The following is a 21,056-nucleotide window of genomic DNA, read 5'->3' on the forward strand; positions in this document are numbered from 1 at the left end:
AACAAGGGAGGAACCGATGATATGTGCGGAATTATGGGATATATCGGGAACAAGGAAGCGCAGCCGATTCTAATCAATGGGCTGCGAAAGCTGGAATACAGAGGCTATGATTCGGCTGGCATTGCGATTTGTGACGGAGCAACCATCGGCATTCGCAAAGCAAAAGGCAGAATTGACGTACTGGAGAGCCAAACCCAAAAGTCCGGCTTGCAGGGCTCCATCGGCATTGGTCATACGCGCTGGGCGACCCACGGACGACCGTCTGATGAAAACTCTCATCCTCATTTTGATCAATCCGGCAAGTTCTCGATCGTGCATAACGGCATTATCGAGAACTATCTGGATCTCAAGCAGGAGTTGATTGAAAAAGGCGTGACGTTTACTTCGGAGACGGATACGGAGGTCATCGTGCACCTTTTGGCGCAGGAATACGATGACAACCTGGTTGCGGCAGTGCAGAAGGTCGCTGGCAAAATTCGCGGAGCATTTGCTCTCGGTGTGATAACAGAGCATGAGCCTGACAAGCTGATTGCAGTTCGTATGGCAAGCCCGTTGATTATCGGGGTAGGGGAGAATGAGAATTTTATCGGTTCTGATATCCCGGCGATCCTGGAGCATACGCGCGATGTGTACGTTCTCGAAGACGGAGACCTGGCGATTCTGACCAAAGATTCAGTTCACCTCATGCGTCTGGATACGACTGAGCCAATCGAGCGAGAGCTGGTGCGTATTGAGTGGGACAAGGAGCAAGCGGAAAAAGACGGCTTTGCTCACTATATGCAAAAGGAAATTTACGAGCAGCCGCGAGCCCTGCGCAATACCATGACAGGTCGAATCGATGCTACCCAGCAAAAGGTTGTTTTCCCCAATCTTCAGCTATCGGAAGCGAGTGCCAAGAATGTGGAGAAAATCTACATTGTCGCATGCGGTACCGCTTATCATGCTGGCTTGATCGGCAAGCATGTGATCGAACGACTGGCACAGATTCCGGTAGAAGTAGATGTAGCGTCGGAGTTTCGTTACCGTCGCCCGCTCTTTCAGCCCAATACGCTTACGATTGCCGTCAGTCAATCAGGGGAGACAGCAGATACATTGGCAGCCATGCGGGAAGCCAAACGAAACGGCTCAGCAGTACTCGCTATTACGAATGTAGTCGGTAGCTCGATTGCCCGTGATGCCGATGATGTGATTACGACAAATGCAGGTCCGGAAATCGCGGTTGCTTCGACGAAGGCATATACCTCGCAGCTGATTGCGTTTTACTTGTTCGGCATTTATTTGGCACAAGCGAAGGGGACGCTGGACGCTGACACCCGTGCTTCACTGCTTCACCAACTGACCAGTCTTCCGGATCAAGTCGAGCATATACTCGCGCATGCAGATGAGATACGTCATTTTGCTGAATCGATCAAGGACGAGCAGCATCTGTTTTTCATCGGACGAGGACTCGATCATGCGGTATCTATGGAAGGCTCGCTCAAGCTGAAGGAAATCTCGTATATTCACTCGGAGGCGTATGCGGCAGGAGAGCTAAAGCACGGCACGCTGGCGCTGATCGAAGAGGGAACGAGAGTCATCGCCCTGGCTACACAGGATGAGCTGCATGAAAAAATGATCAGTAATATTACAGAAGTGAAAGCCCGTGGAGCAAAAGTTCTCGGTATTACCTTGGAAGGACATGTAGAGCTGCATCGCTCGGTTGATGATGTTTGCCTGATTCCGCAGACAGATGCCTTGCTTACACCTGTTCTAGCCGTTATCCCCCTTCAGCTCATTTCCTATTACACTTCTGTTGCGCTCGGCAATGACGTAGATCGTCCACGAAATTTGGCCAAAAGTGTAACAGTTGAGTAAACACAAACGTCAGTCGTAAAGAAAGGTAGAGCATTCAAGAAGGGGGAAAGATGAATGAACACCTCGAATCGGACGTTGAATCAGGAGAAATTACTGGAGATTATGCTTCAGGCCTATCAGCTGGGCGTGCAGAGGAAAGACATTAATTTGACCATGATGATTGACACACTGACCTACGAATTGAAACCATACTTCGATCAGCAAATCCAACAAGGTCAGCTTGCAAAAGGGGAGCTGACCAAGACGGAGGCGATAGGATGAACATACATGCAGTAGTACTCGCAGCAGGAAAAGGAACCAGAATGAAATCTTCGCTCTACAAGGTCATGCATCCAATTTGCGGGAAGCCGATGATTGAACATGTCGTAGAGACATTGGAAGCATTGTCACTTCGCCACTTGGTCGTCGTTGTCGGCCACGGAGCCGAAGTGGTCAAAGAGCAGTTGAAAAACCGCGTTCAGTATGCGTATCAACCGGAACAACTCGGTACTGCTCATGCTGTTTGGATGAGCCAGGAAATTCTTGGAGCGCAGGATGGCGTGACGATTGTCATGAATGGCGATACCCCGCTCGTACAAGAACAGACGCTGCGTAGTTTGCTCGAATATCACCAGTTGAAACAGGCAGCAGCCACGGTTTTGACCGCCATTGTGGACGAGCCTACAGGCTATGGCAGGATCATTCGCGACGAGAACGGCGATGTCCGTAAAATTATCGAGGAAAAAGACGCGACCTTGGGCCAAAAAAAGGTGAACGAGATCAGCACCGGAATCTTTTGCTTCGACAATCAAAAGCTGTTTTCAATGCTGCCGATGGTCTCCAACGAAAACGCGCAAGGGGAGTTTTACTTGCCGGACGTTCTGGGGCTTTTGCAAGAGCAAGGTCATTTGGTAACGGCGTTTGCAACGGATGATCCCGAAGAAGGCAATGGCGTCAATGATCGTGTGCAGCTCGCTGATTTGGAACAGCTGATGCGCAAGCGAATCAACGATTTCCATATGCGAAACGGAGTTACGATGATAGACCCGAACTCGACTTACATCGATGCGGGCGTAATGATCGGGCGTGATACGGTGCTCTATCCGGGAACCTGCCTTTTTGGCGACACACAGATCGGTGAAGGCTGCCAGATCGGGCCACACGCGCTGGTCAAAAACAAGAGTATCGAGGATTATACCAGAATTCAGCCGTTTTCAGCGGTTGACGGCAGTACGTTTGGTGAGCGGGCTTTTGCTAGAGTGGGAGCGACGACACAACTGTACGGTATCGACCAGCGCTGATGCAGGTAATTCGTCGATATAGCTGGCTTTGGATAGCGCTGCTCCTTGTGACAGTGGCTTCGATCATCATGCTGTCGTTGGCAAACACCCGCTCCGCCCTGACAAAAGCAACCTGGATATGGGATGCCAAGCAAATAGAGACCCAAACCGAGGAAATGATCGCGTTTGCCGAGAAAAACGATATCAACCTGATCTATCTTCACGTTGAACCAGCAGCTGTTGCGCCTCAGACGTATCGTACCTTCATTGAAAAAGCCAACCAGGCAGGTATTAAGGTAGAGGCGCTTGGCGGTGACCCCAATTGGGCGTTAACAGCGAATCGCCAGAGCATCGACGATCTGATCTCCTGGGTGAAGGCGTTCAATCGCAGTGCCAAGTCAGATGAACAATTCTCGGGGATTCACGTCGATATCGAGCCGTATCTGTTGCCTGCATGGAAGGAAGACCAGGGAGAAATCGTCCGGCAATGGCTGGAAAACGTCAGCTATCTGGCGGCAGAGACGAAGAAGGATACGGATCTCGCTGTCGGTGCAGACTTGCCTTTTTGGATCGACTCCGTAAACGTTCCTGACAGTGATGAAAAAGTGAGCAACTGGATGGTGCAGCGACTCGACAGTATTACGTTAATGGCCTACCGCAATCAAGCCCTTGGGCAAAATGGGATCGTCGAAATCGTAGAAAAGATCGTCGATGATGCCAATGTACGCAAAAAAGGGTCGGTCATCGTAGGCGTCAACATCATGGAAACGATGGAAGGCGCTCATGTGAGCTTTTATGAAGAAGGCACAAAAGAGATGAACAACCAGTTGGCCATTTTACAGGAGGAGCTGTCTAGCAATCCGGCGTTTGCAGGAAGTGCGATCCATGATTACGAGAGCTGGAAGCACGCAAGTCAACGAGAGGAGCAACTTTGACGAATGAAAGCTGCGCGCATCTATTTGAGTGTTCTCTGCCTGACGGTCGGCTTTCTGTTCGGCTTTTCCCCCGCGGAGAAGAAGAGTAAAGCAACGTGGATCTGGCAGTCCGAAATGATCGGGAGAGAGAAACAAGAGATTCTCGATTTCTGCAAAAGTAACGATATTAATCTCGTCTACTTGCGAATCGAAATGAACAAGCCCTATGATTACTACCGCGATTTTATCCGCGAAGCGACAGAGATGGGGATCGAAGTTCATGCGGTTGCTGGCCATCCGGCATGGGCACTCAAAAGCAATGAAAAGCGGATGATGAATATCGTCCACTGGGTAAAAAGCTACAACCGTGAAGCGCAGAAGAATGAGCGAATTCGCGGGATTCAGTTAGACATCGAGCCGTATCTCCTGCCTTTTTGGGAGGCCGATCAGAAGCGGATTATCCGTGAATGGCAAGCCAATGTGCAGGCGTTCACAGCCGAGGTGTCAAAAGATGAGGATTTGGTTGCCAGTGCAGCCATTCCATTTTGGCTGGACGATATTCCCGTTCCGGGACAAGAAGAGATGTCCTTGTCCAAATGGATGATCAGCCAGTTTGATACGGTATGTATCATGGCGTATCGTGACACACTTTCCGGTCAGAACGGCATTCTGAATTTGATTGATCAGGAAATGAAGGAAGCGGATGAATTAGAGTCGCGTGTCTTGGTTGCTGTGAATATGAAGCCGCTGGATGAAGACCACACTTCTTTTGCAGAGGAAGGTCCGGCTCTCATGAAACAGCAAGTAGAGCAATTGCCTGCACATTTGGCACAGCATCCGTCCTTCTCTGGTGTCGCGATTCATGATTATCGCAACTGGAAGGAGGCGATTCCACTGCCCCCGGAAACGAAGCAACGCTACAAAGGCACCTACATATGGCGTGCAGAATTGCTTGGCACGGAAAAGGAGGAAATTCTCTCCTTTGCGGAACAAAACGGGGTGAATCTCCTCTATGTTCGTCTCGATTTGGAGCAGCCGATTTCCTATTACCGCGATTTTGTGAGAGAGGCCCGTGAAGCGGGGATCGAAGTTCATGCGATGGGCGGTCATCCGATTTGGGCGATGTCTGAAAGTCGGAGCAAGATCATAAAGCTCGTGAATTGGGTGAAAGCCTACAATGAGTCTGTCTCGACAAAAGAGCAATTTCACGGCATTCACTTAGATATTGAGCCGTACGTCCTTCCTGCCTGGCGTGAGGATAAAGAGGCAGTTTTACGCCAGTGGATGGGTAACATCGAAGTTTTTGTCGAAGAGACCAAGAACGGAACTTCCTTGGAAGCAAGCGTCGACCTCGCGGCGTGGCTGGACAAGACACCGACTCCAGGTCAGCCCGAGTTGCCGTTTTCGCATTGGATGATCAAACAGCTTGATCATACGACCTTGATGGCTTTTCGTGATCGAGCTCCTGGCATCATCGGCTTGGTCGAAAATCAGATGAAGTACGCAGAGAGCCTCCAGAAAAAGCTGGTCGTCGCTGTGGAAACGAAAGAGAGCCACGAAGGGAACGGGATCACCTTTTATGAGGAAGGGATGGGCGAAATGGATCGACAGCTAGATCTGGTGACAAAAGTGCTGGATCGATACTCCTCTTATTGGGGGCTCGCCATTCATGCGTATGACTACTGGAAAAACGGGAAAGAGTAGGCTGCCTGCATCGTGCACCTTTGTTGTAAAATAGAAGAAAACGAGCGTCGGAAAGAGGAGAACAAGCCATGCGAGATGTGCAAAACCGACATCGAAATCTTCCGCAGCGTACGCCAGAGATGTTGTACAACGTGGTGCGCAAGTTTTACCGTGGAGCAGTCAGTCATTTTGACCTGATTCAGGAGAAAAAACAGGAAGCACGTGCAGCCTTGGAAGCTGGTGACCACGACAAAATCCGTGCAGCCGTGCACACGTTATTTTTGGAGTTCCATTTTTATGTGACCTGCTGGCTCCAGATTGAGCTTGCCCTGTATCGGCTGGCGCGTCAGGATGAACGCCTTGCGCAAGTGATGGAAAGATATCGATCATCGATGGAAAAGCATGTAGCGGTACGGCAACTGCTGGAACAGACGGAGGCGTGTGTGGAGGCGCAGTTTCAACCAAACGGGGATGGATGGTCCTGCGTGCAGAAGGATGCCTACGTGTTTGGCAGCATCATTTTTACAGTGGATGAAGAGAGTCTGCAAGATTTGCATGCTGTGTATCAGGCGATTTGGGGAAATGTAGACTGCTAAACGATCACTCATAACAAAAAGCGTGACCGTCGCGATGGATGGTCACGCTTTTTGCATTTAGAAAGTTCCTGGGAAGATTGACCCTGTGTGTGGAGCAGCCTGACCTGGAGCGTTCAATTGGCGCACCTCTTGCACATTCGTGCCAGCAAAACCCGGATTGAAGACAGATTGTGCTCCCATGCCGAGTGTATTAGCATAAGCCTGCTGTTGCTGTAGAGGCTGCTGTTGCTGTAGAGGCTGCTGTGCTTGCAGACCGAAGCCCGTGTTGTTCAATTGGCGTACTTCTTGAACATTGGTTCCGGCAAAGCCTGGGGAAAAGATGCTGCCAGCATTTCCAGCTTGGTTTACAAAGCCCGTTTGTCCAGGGAAGCCAGTTTGACCTGCGAAGCCAGTTTGACCCGCAAAGTTGTTATAGCCAGCTTGATTTCGCGCCTGAACCTCTTGAACATTGGTTCCAGCAAAGCCGGGAGAAAAGACCGAGTTCGCTCCGCCACCAAATGCTGGTTGATACGATGGCTGCGCCTGGATGTACTGGGATGCCTGATTTTGCCCAAAACCAAATTGTTGTTGCTGCTGTTGTACTGGGTAGCCAGCATTTTGCTGTCTTACTTCTTGAGCATTGGTATTTGCAAAGCCTGGGGAAAAGATGGATTGGGCACCACCGACTCCGCCACTGAAGGATGCAGCAGATGAAGGCGCTCCGATGGATGGTGCATGACCACCTTGGTTCCAATACTGTACTTCTTGTACGTTGGTTCCAGCGAAGCCTGGTTGGAACATAGAACCTGCAGGGCTTACTGCACCGAAAAATTGAGGTTGTTGCTGGGATTGCATCATATTGTTATTTGTGTAGGTCATGGTTAAGACCACCTCCATGGAGTATTTTTTCCAAGCTTGGTTTTGTCATGCATCCGATAACGAAAAAAACATGCCGGAGTCTAAACGGCATGTTCCTTTAAAGCAAAACGTGAGACTTGCCTCATTGTTCAGTGCTACTCGCATGTACAACCAGCATACTCAATGCGGTAGCGTTTATCTACAACCAGGAAGGATTGACCCCATTTCCAATAGGAAACGGCGAATGTTTTCTCGTTTCTGGACCTTATGAGCCAGCAGCCTGAGGGTCAATCGCGTCAGCCAGTCGTTCGTTGGGTGATGCGCAGTTCCCCTTCCTGACGGGCAAATCGCACCAAGGACGTCTGTGAATCAGCTAATGCTGCTTGACTCCCTTATCCTGCGGCACTCCCTCGCTTGCTCTGCAAGTGAGAGACATGCTGTGCGTAGTGGATCAAATTCGCTAACGATAATCGTCGAATCGATGGTTCATCGAATTTCTCCGGCTTTGCATTCGCTTCAAAGAGCCATAGCTTTCCTTCTTCTGTCAAGCCAAGGTCCATCGACATCTCAGCCAAATCTGTCCATTCTGCATTTAATGACCGTGCGATGGCGAGCGCCGTATCGTGAATGTGTCTTTCCATTTGCTCGTGATTATTATGAAACAAGGCTTGCATAACGGTAGATAACGAGTGGATCGAGCCACCGCGTGGCACATGAGTGGTGATGCTTTGCGAGCCAGACCTTCTAATGCCAACTCCGGTTACGCTCCACTCGCCCTCGCCATCTTTCTGCACGAGGACGCGCACATCAAAAGGTTTGCCGTTGTAACGGGCACGACGAATACCTTGCTGCATGATGTACTTCTGCTGTTTGACATGAAGTCTAATATGCTTCCATACGTCATTCAAATTGGAAAAGCGGCGAGTAATGGCCTTTTGCTCCTTTAACCGTTGCAGGAACCACTTATCGTTTCTGAAATCAATGCGCATAATTCCCTGACCAGCCCTACCGCGCACGGGTTTCAAGTAGACAAAGCGATGTTCTGTGCAAAAGCTTCGAAACCGAGCCAAGGTGTCCAATTGTTTTGTCTCCGGTAGAAAAGCTTGCACTTCCAAGTGGGACTCAAGCATCGTAAAGAGCTGTTGCTTGTCAAAAAAGCCGCGATTAAACAATGTGACATTTGGCATCTCATGTATGCGGTTCAATGCTCTGCGGACTTCAGGTCGCCGTTCTGCTTTTCTCGTCGGTATTCGGTTGTAAACCACATGGGGGAAAGGTAGAATCACCTCTTGCCACGAGTTTAGACGACTGTTGTACAAATAGCCGCGCACCTTTTTCTTCTCCCAATTGATTCCTTGTGGAGTGAACACAAATACGAGTGCACCCCATTGCTTCCCCGATTGAGTAATATCCTTGAAGTTCTCGCGATTTCCTAAAAATGTTGCCCCTTCACCAACGGTCAATATGCCAAATAATGGGCCAAGCTTCAGGGAGTCGCCCGCCATTTTCCAGTTAATGCGTGTACGAATACGGCTTGCTTGCACGCGGGGTAAACCAGCGTATATCCGTTTCGTATGAGAAAAGGGACCGAGACTGGCGACCAGTGGCTTTGGCGAGCGTTTAAGGACTAGCCGAGGTAACTGTACGAACCATCTACCGCTAGGGAGGATCGTCAGCCACCCGGAGCGCTGCTGAAGCATGGTGTTCCTCCTTCCTGAAAAACGGTACAGATCGCGTGCGACTAGAAATTGGCCAAATAACAGCTATAATCGACGAGCAGCTTGCGTGATTCTTGATCAGCCTGCCTGAGACGAGCGTGCTTGAATATAGAACGGCCAGGCTTGGAGTTCGCTTCGAACATCCAGACATGGCCTTGCGTATCAATTCCCATGTCCAGCCCTAATTCGCCTAAATCAATCCCTTTGGCCAGTTCAATTGCGGTAGCCAGACGGATCGACGCTTCTGAAATGCGCTGGGTCATGAGGGCTTTTTGTCTGCCAAACAGGTGCTGCAACAGGTCATCGCCGGGGATGACAGTTCCACCTGTACGCACGTGGGTAGTTACGCTGCCAGAACCGGCAACCTTGGCTGCCGTGCACGAGACAACCCACTCGTTTTGCTGATTTTTATGCAAGTGAACACGAAAATCAAACGGACGTCCATGGAATGTCATGAGCGGAATGCCCTGTTGTGCCAGATACGCACTGACTCGCCGACTGCGGAAGACATGCTGATAAAGGCTGGACAGCTTGGAAAATTGCCTTTTTACATTGCCGCTGCTTGTATGATAGGAGGCAGTAAAGCCACCCCCTGCCTGGCGAACAACTTTGACAATACCGTACCCGAGACTTCCATTTTTGGGCTTCAAATAAACGATAGGGTATTTACGCAGCAAGTTTCGAACAGTCGTAAGGGAAGGAGAGGTGTAAGTCTCCGGGATATGCTCATTCACTTCTGGATTCGGATACAGCAGTTGATGTACGCCCCATTTGTTAAAAAAGCCCTGATTGAACATCGGTAAATTGGGGTAACTGGCGAGTCGATACTTGAATTCCTGAACGGCTTCATGCTTTTCTGCCGAACGAGAGGGAATACGATCATAGACGACATCGGGCATGGCGGTAACATGCTTTTTCCAAAAGTAGCCGCCTGACTTGTTTCTGCGCAAAAACCACGCTTTGACCGTATTGGATTCCCAGTCTACATCGGTTGGGGAAAATATATAGTAGAAAACACCCTTCCCTTCTTGAGCCTGTAACAGATTGTAAAAAAACGAGGTGCGAGAGCCAATTGGCTGCTTGGGATCTCGTCTTATGCCAGTCGTAACGATCCCGATTGAAGGACCGATCCGGAGTGCGGAGCCCTCTAGCTTGAGCTGGATCAAGCCAGGGTGTGGAATGCCCAGCTCTGCTTGCAAGAGCGTCGTCACTTTCAGGACGTTCGTATCCGGATTGCGTTTATCTTGTAAGACAGTTGCGACTACTTCCTTTTTGCCCAGTAAGACTTTAATTTTTTGGCGTTGTCGTAGCTGTAGCTGTTGGAAGAGAGTAGCTGGCAGGATAATCCCACTGATACGGGGGTTGGAAAGGAAGCGAAGCCGCATTCTGAACGTTTCCATGCTTTAACCTCCTACACGCTCTTTCATAAGATAGTGGGCGTAGCGAACAGGCTGAGTAATCGAATGCAGTTGTGCAGTCGGGTCGTCAATCATGCGAAAAACGGTTCGCCCTGGTCTGCTGTTTACCTCGATGATCCAAACATTACCTGCGGTGTCGATGCCAATATCGATTCCCAGCTCAACGAGTCTGCCGTGTGACTCTTCCAAAAAACGGGGAAGTTCTTCTGCCACTCGGTTGATTGTTTGCTCGATGCGTGCCGCTTTTGTGGATGTGAAGTGAAGGGGCAGGAAAGAGGCCAGAGGTGTTGCTTTCCCTCCTCCGTGCAAATTGGAGGTGATACTGCGTTTGTCTCCCAGGCGCACAGCTTTGCCAGTTGTCCCCCATTTACCCAGCCCGTTTTTTTGAACCAGAACACGGACATCGAATGGGGTACCATCCGGGGTATGCAGCTCCAAATAGGGCTGTACCAGGAACTTACGGCCGGCAGTAAAGACAGACACAAAACTTTTTAACCCGGCAGTGTCACGAATTCGCCTGGTGAAAGGCGTATTGTCTCGGTTTCGTCCGGAAGCTTCATAGCCACTGCGCATTTCTTTGATTCTCACAACGCCAATACCGTGAGTTCCCGCCATCGGCTTGATAATGGCTGCCCCGTATTTTTGCAAGGTTGCATGGAGCACAGGATATGAGAATATTTCAGTAGGCGGGAGCAGCGGGGCGAGGAGAGGGGACTTAACGAGCATCTGGTGCACCTGCCATTTTCCAGACAGACCATGCCCCAAAAACGTAATGTTGCGATCGTTTTGCAACTTTTCCACAAATGGTTTATAGTGGCGATAAGATGGGCCCACAAAGCAACGATCATAGATAAAGGCGGGAATTGGGAAGTCTTTCGCGTGCCAGGACCCATTGCGATATTCGAAGCCTTTTACCATACGGGTGGAAAAGTTAACCTGACGTGGTGAAAAAACGAAGACGCGAATACCGTGCTTGCGTCCATAGAGCGTAAGCTTTTTGTAGTACCCTTTGTCTACAAAGTGGGAGCCTTGGCACCGGGCCATGATGCCAAGACTTCTCTTGGATGCTGTCATGTAGGTCACCTTCGCCTGTTTTTGTTGCGCTTCGGTTTTCTTTTTATCGTCTTTTGTGGTTGTATGGTCCGGGGAAAACCACTTAGAAAGGCGGAATAATCCAGCATGCGAATGACAGAAGGGCGAGCACGCCGAGGCAGCTCTTCGGCACCTTCAGGCAGCGGAACAGTTTTGGCTGACTTGGATGGCTTGCTGTTGACCTCCAATAGCCACACCCGTCCATGAACATCGACTCCCAGGTCAATTCCGAATTCTGCATACTGCCCAGGCAGGGATTCCTCTAAAAGGATCGCGAGCTTAAGTGCTACTGCGTGTAACGTTTGAGGAGATGGTCGAATCGCGCTCGCCCGTGGTCCACAAACTCGCAGCGCCTGAAGGGGAGTCATCATCTGCCCGCCTCTGGATATATTGGAAACAATGTGGTTTAATCCCAGTCGAGCTACCATGGAAGTGATGGACCATTCGCCTTTTCGGTCTTTTTGAACCAATACACGAAAATCTGTCGGTCGTCCTTGGATGCCGATTAACGCTAACCCTTGTTGCAGCAAATAGGATGTGCCTTTTATCCTTTTTTGCAAATACTGATGTAAGCCCTGAATGCTAGCAAATGATTTGCGCAATCCTCCAGGGAACGCGAGCTGGTATCCCTCGGGCGAACTGCGAATTCGAATGATCCCGCGCCCCATGCTGCCGTTAGCTGGTTTTGCATAAACGGTGCGATACGTAGATAGCATTTTCTGCAGGTCTTCCTGTTTCAAATACCGAACCATACTGGGAAGATGCTCGGAGGCTGTCGGTTGATTCTCGAGAGCGGTGTGTACATGCCACTTATTCAAAAAACGCTCGTTAAAAAAGGGAATGGAAGCGTCCTTGCAGCGTTGGACCCAGTTGGCCATCTGTTCACTTCGTTCGCGTTGGCGGGATATGAGCCGGTTGTAAATGCATTGTGGAAGCGGAAGTAAGGTTTGTCTCCAGACGCCTCCTCTTCTAACGAGGCCACGAACGATTCCCGTATCCCAGTTGACATCCTGAAGCCGAAATGTGCAAAGGATACCTCCGCGTTTACGGGTGATATCGGACATCTCCTGGAAGAAAGAGTTTAGGTGTCCAAACGGTGCTTTCGGGAACGCTGCATTGTAGGTCGAAACAAGAACACCTACATACGGTCCGAAAACGATTGTTTTCTGACTCGCATCATAACGGACTAAGAGTGGAACGCCCCTGGGTAGATATAGGGATTGAGCTAAAGATGGTCGTATGAAGGTTTTACCCGAGGTTTTGCCTCCCCGTTCCGAACCGCCTACGCGTGCGGAAACGGTTTTGCTCCCAAATTGAACCGCAATGGTGGACGGTGTTGAAAGATTCCATTTGCGCAAGTGCGCCTGGGGCAGGTAAAGGTCTACTTCCGATATTATCTCGTTTTCGACAACGATTGTTGGAACGTAAGACATGAGTATCCCCTTCCCATCAGGCAAAGTTAGTCTATGGTATGAGCATCCAAAACGTTTGGTGCCATGTAGAGAAGAGAGGTTGTTAGTATTTATGAACGCTTGGGTACTATTAGTGAACATTGCAGTAGGCTCTGTCATCGGTGGGGTGACGAATGAGTTAGCCATCCGAATGCTGTTTAAACCAGTAAAACCGTGGTATATAGGCAGGTGGAAAGTGCCTTTTACCCCAGGATTGATCCCGAGGAGACGGGACGATATCGCGATACAAATGGGCAGACTCGTCGAAGAACATTTGCTGACGACAGAGGGAATCAAGCGTGCGCTGAATCAGAGTGGTTTGGAGAGCACACTGACAGGATGGATGAACACGATTGCTCGCGACTGGATGACAGATGAGCGTAGTCTACGTCAAGCATTGCTCACAGTGATGCCACAGTTATTTCAGGAAGACGGAACGTGGAGTGAGGGTGTCCGCGCGCCTATCGAGACGAAATGGGGTACTTTTGTCGAACAGGTTCTGGCACAATATGAAGAGAAAAAACTGCGAGAGTTGGTTACGGACAACGGACGCGAGCGTCTGGATGCTGCACTTGGCAGTGTGAGCGAACTGCTCTTGAAACGTTTCCGCGAATATTTACATTCCCCGGAAGGCCAGCAAACCTTGCAAAACATGGTGCGTGGATTGCTCGGTGGAGGCGGAGGCATGTTTGGCGGCTTGGTCGGGATGTTTCTGGGGGATGACAAGATTTTGGGCAAGATTCTCCCGTATCTTGATGAGCTTTTGCAAAGCAGAGAGCTTTCGGAGCGCGTGCACTACTTTTTGCATAAGGAAGCGGACAAGCTCTTGGACAAAAATGTGGGCGAAGTAGTTGCTTGGATTGGGCGAGATCAAGTGGACGATTGGGCGCGGAAGCTTTTTACCAAGTTGGAGGAGCAAAGCCTGCGCATCGTAGACGAGCCTCTATCTCGTTTGACAGCGCCTATTTCCGAAACGGTGACAACGGAACTCGTTCCTCGTTTAGCAAAGTGGATGGTGGACACGCTGCAACAAAACATAGAGAGAATATTTTCGCGTCTGGCCATCCGGGATATTGTTACCCGGCAAGTAGAGGGGTTCCCAATTGAAAGAATTGAAGAGATGGTAGTCGGGATCTCAGGGAAGGAATTCCGCATGATTACCGTGCTCGGATTCATCCTTGGCGGGATTATTGGGCTTGTCCAAGGGATATTGGCAAATTTGCTCAGTTAAACAAAACTGAAAAGAAACTGTAACTGTGTTGTAATAATCCTGTAATATTCCTTGGGTATGATAAAAGCACGATGAAAACCCCCTTAATGATATACTTTCTGGTCGGTAGCTTTCGAAAAAGCTACCCTTTTTTTTTGCCCCGCCTTCGGGTATATTGTTCGAAGGAGCGCACGTACATGGAACGGGTGGGAGAAAAGGAAGGGGGAATAGCAATATGGCAACGAAACATGAACAAATCTTGCAACATATTGATCGCCTTCCGATCGGTTCGAAGATTTCCGTGCGGCAGATCGCAAAAGACCTGGATGTGAGTGAAGGGACTGCATACCGCGCGATCAAGGAAGCGGAAACGCAAGGATACGTCAGCACGATTGAGCGTGTCGGTACGGTGAGAATCGAGAAGAAGCAAAAGGAAAATATTGAACGATTGACCTTTGCGGAGGTTGTGAACATCGTTGATGGTCATGTGCAAGCCGGACGTGAAGGCTTACACAAGACCTTGAATAAATTTGTAATAGGGGCCATGCAGCTCGAAGCCATGATGCGCTATATTGATGCGGGAAGTCTCTTGATTGTCGGTAACCGCTATCAGGCGCACAAAATCGCTTTGCAGCAAGGGGCTGCCGTATTAATTACCGGGGGATTCGATACAAGCGAGGAAATCAAGCAGCTGGCTGACCGCTTAGCGCTGCCAATCATCTCGTCTAGCTACGACTCCTTTACGGTAGCCTCGATGATTAACCGAGCCATTTACGATCGCCTGATCAAAAAAGAAATCGTAATGGTAGAGGATATTTTGAAGCCGCTTGCAGAAACGCCTGTATTACTGACATCAGATTCTGTTGCCAAGTGGCACCAGTATACGGAGCTGTATCAGGACACGAGATTTCCCGTCGTTGACGAGCAGATGCGCCTGATCGGGATTGTTACCTCCAAAGACATCATCGGTCATGAGGAAACGGCGACGATCGACAAGGTTATGACGAAGAACCCGATTACGACCTCGCCAAGAGTATCCGTAGCGTCATCTGCGCACACCATGGTGTGGGAAGGAATCGAGCTATTGCCTGTCGTAGACAACCATCGCAAGCTCGTAGGGGTCTTGAGCCGCAATGACGTGTTAAAAGCACTGCAATTTACAGCCAAGCAACCACAGATGAGTGAAACGTTCCCGAATCTGATCATGTCCCATTTCCGTGAGGAGCGACAATCAGATGAGATGGTCTATCTAGGTGATGTGAGCCCTCAGATGACGAATCATCTCGGAACGATTGCCAGCGGAATCATGACGACAGTCATGGTAGAGGCTGCTTGTAACCTGCTGCGCCACCATCGTCGAGGCGACATGGTACCGGAAAATATCACGGTCTATTTCCTAAAGCCAGTCCAGATGGAAAGTCATATCGAAGTTAAACCGCGCCTATTGGACATTAGCCGCCGCTTCGGAAAAGTCGAAGTATCCGTATTCCATGGGGAACAGCTCGTGGGGCAGGCCATGATTACTGCGCAAATTATTGAGCGTTAAATGAAAGGAACAGTCTCTCATGGACTGTTCTTTTTTATTTCCGGCCGTGGTGAAAGGAAGAAGCGCATTTCCAGTCTACGCTTCGGCCTCCGCCCCGCAAGGGATGAAGACTGTCCGCTCCGGGCTGAATAGCGGGAGCCGCTTCAAAAGTAGAAGTTTCGATGAGGGATTCGCAGAGTTGAAGCTAAAACCACTCCCTCCATTCAGTCCTCCACTTTGTCGGGCTCCAGAGGCGCTTGGACTGGAAATGCGCTTCTTCCACGCAGCTTTTGTAAAAAGCATCTTTTTAGTTCATTCATGAAGTTAAAAACTTCCTTGATTCACTGACAGTACAAATTCCAACAAAGACAATAGCCGCTTCAAGGAAAAAGGAGAAATAAGCGAGGCTCTTTGGGACGCGGTTTCCCTTTTTCCACGGAGACGTGCAGGAATGACCCCATGCAGGGGGCCCAAGAAGCTCGAGCGTTTTCTCCTTTTTCCGCTGCCGCCAACAGCAACGGCTAAGGGTATTTTAAACGCCCTAGAATTGACAGGCAAAGCAATGCAACTTATCATCTAATTAGAACATCATCTAATCGAAACGAATAAACTAGGAAAGGAGTGCCCCATTTTGCAATTAGACCAACTCGTCACCTTTTACAAAGCACTCGGAGACCCGACGCGCGTACGCATCCTCGCGATTTTGGCAAATGGTCCCCTGCACGGACAGGCGTTGGCAGGCAAGCTCGGCGTAACACCTCCCACCATCACCCACCATATGGCAAAGCTTCGAGAAGCAGGTGTCGTTTACGAACGTCGTGATAAAAACACCATTTACTTTTACCTGCACGAAGCCAATGTAAAACGTCAATCGCAAGAAATCGTGAACGTCATGGAAAAAGCAAAGGATTCCACAGCAGAGGACATTTTTGCGCAAGACAACTCACATGTTCAGAGGAGGCACCAGATGGCAGCGGAAAAAATGCAGGTCATTCGCAGCTTTATTACGCCAGATGGCAGGTTGAAACAAATCCCGTCCCAGCGTAAGAAAAAGCTGATCGTCTTTGAATACATGGTCCGTGGATTAGAAAAAGGCCGCAAATACAAGGAACCGGAGATTAACGAATACATTCGCCAATTCCACGAGGATTATGCTACGATTCGCAGAGAATTTATCATGAATCATTATATGTATCGAGAAGAGGGCATCTATGAGCTGAACCCAGAGGAAATGTGGGCAAAAGCCGAAGACCTGCAATAGCAGGAAATCGTTTCCTTCTGAATTGAACAGAAAAAAGGACAACCTTCGGCGCTGCCGCTCAGGTTGTCGAAGCAATAGAATGTCACACAAACTCATTATAGCGAGAGCTCTATCAGGTTTGTATGATAAACAGCTGGGAATAGAGGAAAAGTATTTCCAGTCATCGTTTTCCCAAAAATGAAAAAGGCATGTAGAACGTAATTTGTTCTCATGCCCTTTTTTTATACCCCTTTTTTCAATTCTGCCTGCCAAGCTGTTCGATAACGGAAATAATTGCGAGTTCCCAAAAATAAATTCATAGCCCCTACTATCAGCATGATCAACGCAACGACAATGCGAATCGTATCGAGAGAATCAAAAGTAAACTGATTGATGCCGAACAAAGAAACGAGTATCCCCAATGACACATTCATTTTCCCCAGCAACATACGCGATTCAAGCGGATGGATGCCTCGTCTGCGCGCATGGATACTATAGTAGACGCTGGCTACCAAGGAAGCGAGAACACCGGTCATGTAAAAGGCAGGCCACATATATGGATTCATCCTTTCTAGCCATTCTGGTATTAATCATCCTACCAAAATCAGGGGATAACGGTCAAATACAAGCAGGAACGTTTGTTCTTAACGTCCGTATGCGCTATACTTCCGGTATAATGTAAGAGAGAAAGTTTCAATCGTGAAAAGTGAGAGGGGTAATATCATGACCTCCTTTGTCCATTTGCATGTTCATACGGAGTACAGTCTGCTGGATGGAGCAGCACGTATCGATGAGCTAGTGAAGCGAGCCAGCGAATTGGGCATGCATGCACTGGCTATGACAGACCATGCCAATCTGTACGGGGCGATCCCGTTTTATAAAGCTTGTCTGGAGGCAGGCATCCAACCGATTATCGGAATGGAAATATACGTAATAGAAGGAAATCTGCAAGATCGCGTGCGAAATGCACCGCCGCCTAGTCATCTGATCGTTCTCGCTGAAAACGAAACGGGCTACCGGAATCTCCTGAAGCTGGCGACAATCGCGAATACAGACGGCAACTACATACTTCCGCGTCTCAACAAAGAGGTGTTGGCAAAGCATACAGATGGCCTCGTTGCACTGAGCGGCTGCCAGCAAGGGGAAGTAGCCAAGCTGTTACTGGCTGGAGAAGTGGACGCTGCGAAAGAAGCAGCCCGCAAGTATCAGCGAATGTTTGGTGAACAGCAGTTTTATTTGGAACTGGCTGATCATGGCCTGGAAGTGGAGCGCAGGCTGAATACTCGTCTCGTGAAACTGAGCCAGGAGACGGGGATTCCGCTGATTGCGACGAACAATGTTCACTACATCCACAGGGAGGATCACCAGCAGCATGATATCTTGCTGGCGATCAAAGAAGGCAAGACGATTGGCGAAGAAAACCGTTTTCGCTACGAGACGGATCAATACTATCTGAAAAGTGCGGAGGAAATGGCGGCGCTTTTTGCCTTTGCTCCCCAAGCGTTAGCGAATACGGTAGCCATAGCAGATAGATGCAAGCTGGACCTTACCTTTGGCGAACATATTTTACCGGAATTTCCCTTGGCAGAGGGACAAGCTTCAACAAAATATTTGCGTGAACTGTGTGAAAAGGGCTGTCTGGAGCGATACGGCGAGATGACACCAGAGGTGCAAGCGCGTCTGGATCATGAGCTGGCGATTATTACAGGGACGGGCTTCACCGATTACTTCCTGATCGTATGGGATTTCATGCGGTACGCTCACGAAAACGGGATACCAACTGGACCTGGACGCGGGTCTGCGGCAGGTAGTCTGGTTGCGTACGTTTTGAAAATCACGAATGTTGATCCACTTCGCTTTCAGTTGCTCTTTGAACGCTTTCTCAACCCGGAGCGGGTGACGATGCCCGATATTGATATCGATTTTTCCGTAGAGCGCCGTGACGAAGTCATTCACTATGTAGCGAGCAAGTACGGTCATGATCGTGTTGCCCAAATCATTACCTTTGGAACGATGGCGGCTCGTGCAGCCGTGCGTGACGTTGGACGGGCGTTAGGCCTGTCTTTGGGGATCGTGGATCGCGTGGCTAAAATGATCCCGCAATCGCCAGGCATGACGATTGAACGAGCGATGCAGATCAACCCGGATATCGGCAAGCTGTGCGCGGAAAACAAACAGGCAGCGCAACTGATCGAAACGGCAAGGGGCGTAGAAGGCTTGCCTCGCCACGCCTCCACACATGCGGCGGGTGTCGTCATTTCGCGGGAACCGCTGACGAATTACGTTCCATTACAGACGGGCAATGAAGGCTTGGCGCTCACGCAGTATCCGATGGAAATTCTCGAAGAAGTCGGTCTGTTGAAGATGGACTTCCTCGGCTTGCGCAATTTGACAATCATTCAGGAGACGTTGCGTCATTTGCAGGAGCAGGGAATATCGCTTGATCTGGATAAGCTGCCGACAGACGACGAGAAAACGTTTCGTATGCTCTCACGTGGGGAGACGACCGGCATTTTCCAACTGGAGTCTTCGGGGATGCGCAATGTGCTGCGAGATTTGAAGCCAAGCAACCTCGATGACATCATTGCGGTACTGGCATTGTATCGCCCAGGGCCGATGGAGATCATCCCGCAGTACATTGCCGCCAAACACGGACAGAGCAAAGTACAGTACGCCCATCCTGTTCTCGAGCCGATTTTGCGGGAGACACATGGTTTTATGATTTATCAGGAGCAAATCATGCAGATTTCCTCGACACTCGCAGGCTTCAGTCTTGGTGAGGCAGATATTTTGCGTCGAGCAGTCGGGAAAAAGAAACGGGAGCTTTTGGCGGAGCAGCGGGAGAAGTTCGTGGCTGGTTGTGTCCGGCAAGGGTACGGAGAAACGCTGGGCAATCAAGTCTACGATTTGATCGTGCGCTTTGCCGATTACGGCTTCAACAAAGCCCACTCGGTTGCTTATGCGGTCATTGCCTACCAGATGGCTTATTTGAAAGCAACGTATCCGCTTGCGTTCATGGCAGCGCTACTCTCGTTGTCCATTGGCAGTCAAACGAGAATTGCCGAGTACACGGAAGAAGCGCGGCGATTGCAGCTTACCGTGCTCGGGCCTGACGTGAATAAGAGCCTGGCCTACTTTACAGTGGAGCAGGATGCGATTCGCTTCGGTCTGGCCGCAGTGAAAAATGTCGGCTACGGTGCCATTGAATCGATCGTGAAAGAACGCAAAGGCAGACCGTATCGTGACGTCTTTGATTTTTGTGCCCGTGTGGATGCGCGGTTAGTCAATCGCAGAGTAGTAGAGTCACTCACTTTATGCGGCGCGCTGGACTCGTTGCCGGGACATCGCAGTCAGCTTTTGCTATTGCTGGATGAAGCGGTGGGGAAAGCAAACAGCAAGAGAATCGAGCGAGACGCCAACCAGCTCAATCTATTTGCGGGAGAAGAAGATTCGGCACCTTTGCGCGAGCCGACAGAATATCCCGAGGTGCCGCCGCTCTCACATACGCAGCAATTAAAAGAGGAGCGGGACTTGATCGGGGTATACATCTCCGGTCATCCACTGGATCAGTTTGCTCATGTCGCGAGCCGCCCGGAAGTATCAGTGATCTCTTCGTTGGGGGATGTGCCACGCGACAAGACGGTGAAAGTATTCGGAATGATAACGGAAGCCAAACGCATCCAAACGAAAAAAGGGGACCCAATGGCGTTTATTACGCTAGAGGACAAAACGGCACCCGTAGAGCTGGTCGTCTTCCCGCAGGTGTATGCGAAGTATGCATCACTGCTCGAGCGCGAACAAATCGTCGTGGCAGAAGCCCGAGTCGACCACCAGGACGACATGGTCAAGCTCATGGCTTCTCGTTTCTGGGATGTACAAACGCTGCCGCAGCCGAAGTCCGAGACCGTATTATTTGTCAAAATATCGGCAGAGCAAGAGCACGATTCGACGCTGCAAAGACTTTCACGCTTGTTTGTCGAAAAAAAAGGAACGATTCCTGTTATCCTCTTCTACGAAGGAAAAAGACAGACAATTCGCCTGCCAGAAGCAAATTGGGTAGACGTAGATGAGTCATTTTTGGAGCAAGCGCGAGAAATTGTGGGGCCTGACAGCGTAATTCGGAAAGAAATGCCTATAAATTGGGGAGGATGAGGAATGTCCTCCCTTTTTCGCCGTTTTCGGCAGGTTTACAGGAGAACAGTTTTTTATTATATTGAGATCATAACTCAATAAGTGGTCAGACCACTTGGAATAACCCA

The 21,056-nt window shown here is 49.7% G+C and carries 16 protein-coding genes; 10 read left to right on the forward strand and 6 right to left on the reverse strand.

The features are described 5' to 3' along the window. Nucleotides 1–21: 21 nt before the first annotated feature. The 6 genes from glmS to AB432_RS07255 all read left to right on the forward strand — a co-directional run bounded on the left by glmS (nt 22) and on the right by AB432_RS07255 (nt 6,306). The gene (gene glmS / locus AB432_RS07230) at nt 22–1,854 is read left to right on the forward strand and encodes a glutamine--fructose-6-phosphate transaminase (isomerizing) (protein WP_048031678.1); all 1,833 of its coding nucleotides are present in this window, start codon (nt 22–24) and stop codon (nt 1,852–1,854) included. Between the two features lie 54 nt (nt 1,855–1,908). Then, nucleotides 1,909–2,115 carry a hypothetical protein gene (locus AB432_RS07235; RefSeq protein WP_048031679.1) on the forward strand — a complete coding sequence of 69 codons (207 nt, stop codon included), beginning with the start codon at nt 1,909–1,911 and terminating at the stop codon, nt 2,113–2,115. Further along, nucleotides 2,112–3,134: a bifunctional UDP-N-acetylglucosamine diphosphorylase/glucosamine-1-phosphate N-acetyltransferase GlmU gene (gene glmU, locus AB432_RS07240; RefSeq protein ID WP_048031680.1), complete on the forward strand. Its 1,023-nt coding sequence runs from the start codon at nt 2,112–2,114 to the stop codon at nt 3,132–3,134. Before AB432_RS07235 ends, glmU begins: the two co-directional genes overlap by 4 nt. 53 nt (nt 3,135–3,187) lie before the next feature. Then, complete coding sequence (locus AB432_RS07245; protein WP_235617635.1) at nt 3,188–4,048, forward strand: hypothetical protein; 861 nt, start codon at nt 3,188–3,190, stop codon at nt 4,046–4,048. Between the two features lie 3 nt (nt 4,049–4,051). Beyond that, nucleotides 4,052–5,731 (forward strand): hypothetical protein, encoded by a 1,680-nt coding sequence (locus AB432_RS07250; protein WP_048031682.1) that lies wholly within the window; start codon nt 4,052–4,054, stop codon nt 5,729–5,731. A gap of 68 nt (nt 5,732–5,799) precedes the next feature. Then, nucleotides 5,800–6,306 carry a hypothetical protein gene (locus tag AB432_RS07255; RefSeq protein ID WP_048031683.1) on the forward strand — a complete coding sequence of 169 codons (507 nt, stop codon included), beginning with the start codon at nt 5,800–5,802 and terminating at the stop codon, nt 6,304–6,306. 57 nt (nt 6,307–6,363) lie between these two features. Here the strand turns inward: AB432_RS07255 and AB432_RS07260 are convergent, their stop codons facing one another. The 5 genes from AB432_RS07260 to AB432_RS07280 all read right to left on the reverse strand — a co-directional run bounded on the left by AB432_RS07260 (nt 6,364) and on the right by AB432_RS07280 (nt 12,804). Further along, nucleotides 6,364–7,164 (reverse strand): hypothetical protein, encoded by an 801-nt coding sequence (locus AB432_RS07260; RefSeq protein WP_048031684.1) that lies wholly within the window; start codon nt 7,162–7,164, stop codon nt 6,364–6,366. Between the two features lie 371 nt (nt 7,165–7,535). Beyond that, nucleotides 7,536–8,843 carry a YheC/YheD family endospore coat-associated protein gene (locus AB432_RS07265; RefSeq protein WP_048031685.1) on the reverse strand — a complete coding sequence of 436 codons (1,308 nt, stop codon included), beginning with the start codon at nt 8,841–8,843 and terminating at the stop codon, nt 7,536–7,538. Between the two features lie 41 nt (nt 8,844–8,884). Further along, nucleotides 8,885–10,261 (reverse strand): YheC/YheD family endospore coat-associated protein, encoded by a 1,377-nt coding sequence (locus tag AB432_RS07270; RefSeq protein WP_048031686.1) that lies wholly within the window; start codon nt 10,259–10,261, stop codon nt 8,885–8,887. A gap of 3 nt (nt 10,262–10,264) precedes the next feature. Beyond that, nucleotides 10,265–11,353 (reverse strand): YheC/YheD family endospore coat-associated protein, encoded by a 1,089-nt coding sequence (locus AB432_RS07275; protein WP_048031687.1) that lies wholly within the window; start codon nt 11,351–11,353, stop codon nt 10,265–10,267. A 5-nt stretch (nt 11,354–11,358) separates the two neighbouring features. After that, nucleotides 11,359–12,804: a YheC/YheD family endospore coat-associated protein gene (locus AB432_RS07280; protein WP_048031688.1), complete on the reverse strand. Its 1,446-nt coding sequence runs from the start codon at nt 12,802–12,804 to the stop codon at nt 11,359–11,361. A gap of 91 nt (nt 12,805–12,895) precedes the next feature. Between AB432_RS07280 and AB432_RS07285 the strand changes: the two genes are divergently transcribed. The 3 genes from AB432_RS07285 (at nt 12,896) to AB432_RS07300 (ending at nt 16,818) form a co-directional block, all read left to right on the forward strand. Further along, nucleotides 12,896–14,053, forward strand: coding sequence for a DUF445 domain-containing protein (locus tag AB432_RS07285; protein WP_048031689.1), 1,158 nt, complete (start codon nt 12,896–12,898; stop codon nt 14,051–14,053). Between the two features lie 214 nt (nt 14,054–14,267). Beyond that, nucleotides 14,268–15,578 (forward strand): DRTGG domain-containing protein, encoded by a 1,311-nt coding sequence (locus AB432_RS07290; RefSeq protein WP_048031690.1) that lies wholly within the window; start codon nt 14,268–14,270, stop codon nt 15,576–15,578. Nucleotides 15,579–16,188: 610 nt separating this feature from the next. Beyond that, entirely contained in the window at nt 16,189–16,818 is a 630-nt protein-coding gene (locus AB432_RS07300) for a DUF2087 domain-containing protein (protein WP_048031692.1), read from the forward strand. Nucleotides 16,819–17,039: 221 nt separating this feature from the next. On the opposite strand, the gene AB432_RS07305 is transcribed toward AB432_RS07300, so the two are convergent. Then, nucleotides 17,040–17,351, reverse strand: a complete 312-nt coding sequence (locus AB432_RS07305; RefSeq protein ID WP_048031693.1) for a YtpI family protein — start codon at nt 17,349–17,351, stop codon at nt 17,040–17,042. 169 nt (nt 17,352–17,520) lie between these two features. Here AB432_RS07305 and AB432_RS07310 point away from each other — a divergent pair, with 169 nt between their 5' ends. Beyond that, nucleotides 17,521–20,949 (forward strand): DNA polymerase III subunit alpha, encoded by a 3,429-nt coding sequence (locus AB432_RS07310; protein ID WP_048031694.1) that lies wholly within the window; start codon nt 17,521–17,523, stop codon nt 20,947–20,949. The last annotated feature ends 107 nt before the right edge of the window (nt 20,950–21,056 follow it).

The sequence above is a fragment of the Brevibacillus brevis genome, assembly GCF_001039275.2.
GTDB classification, from domain to species: Bacteria; Bacillota; Bacilli; order Brevibacillales; family Brevibacillaceae; genus Brevibacillus; species Brevibacillus brevis_C.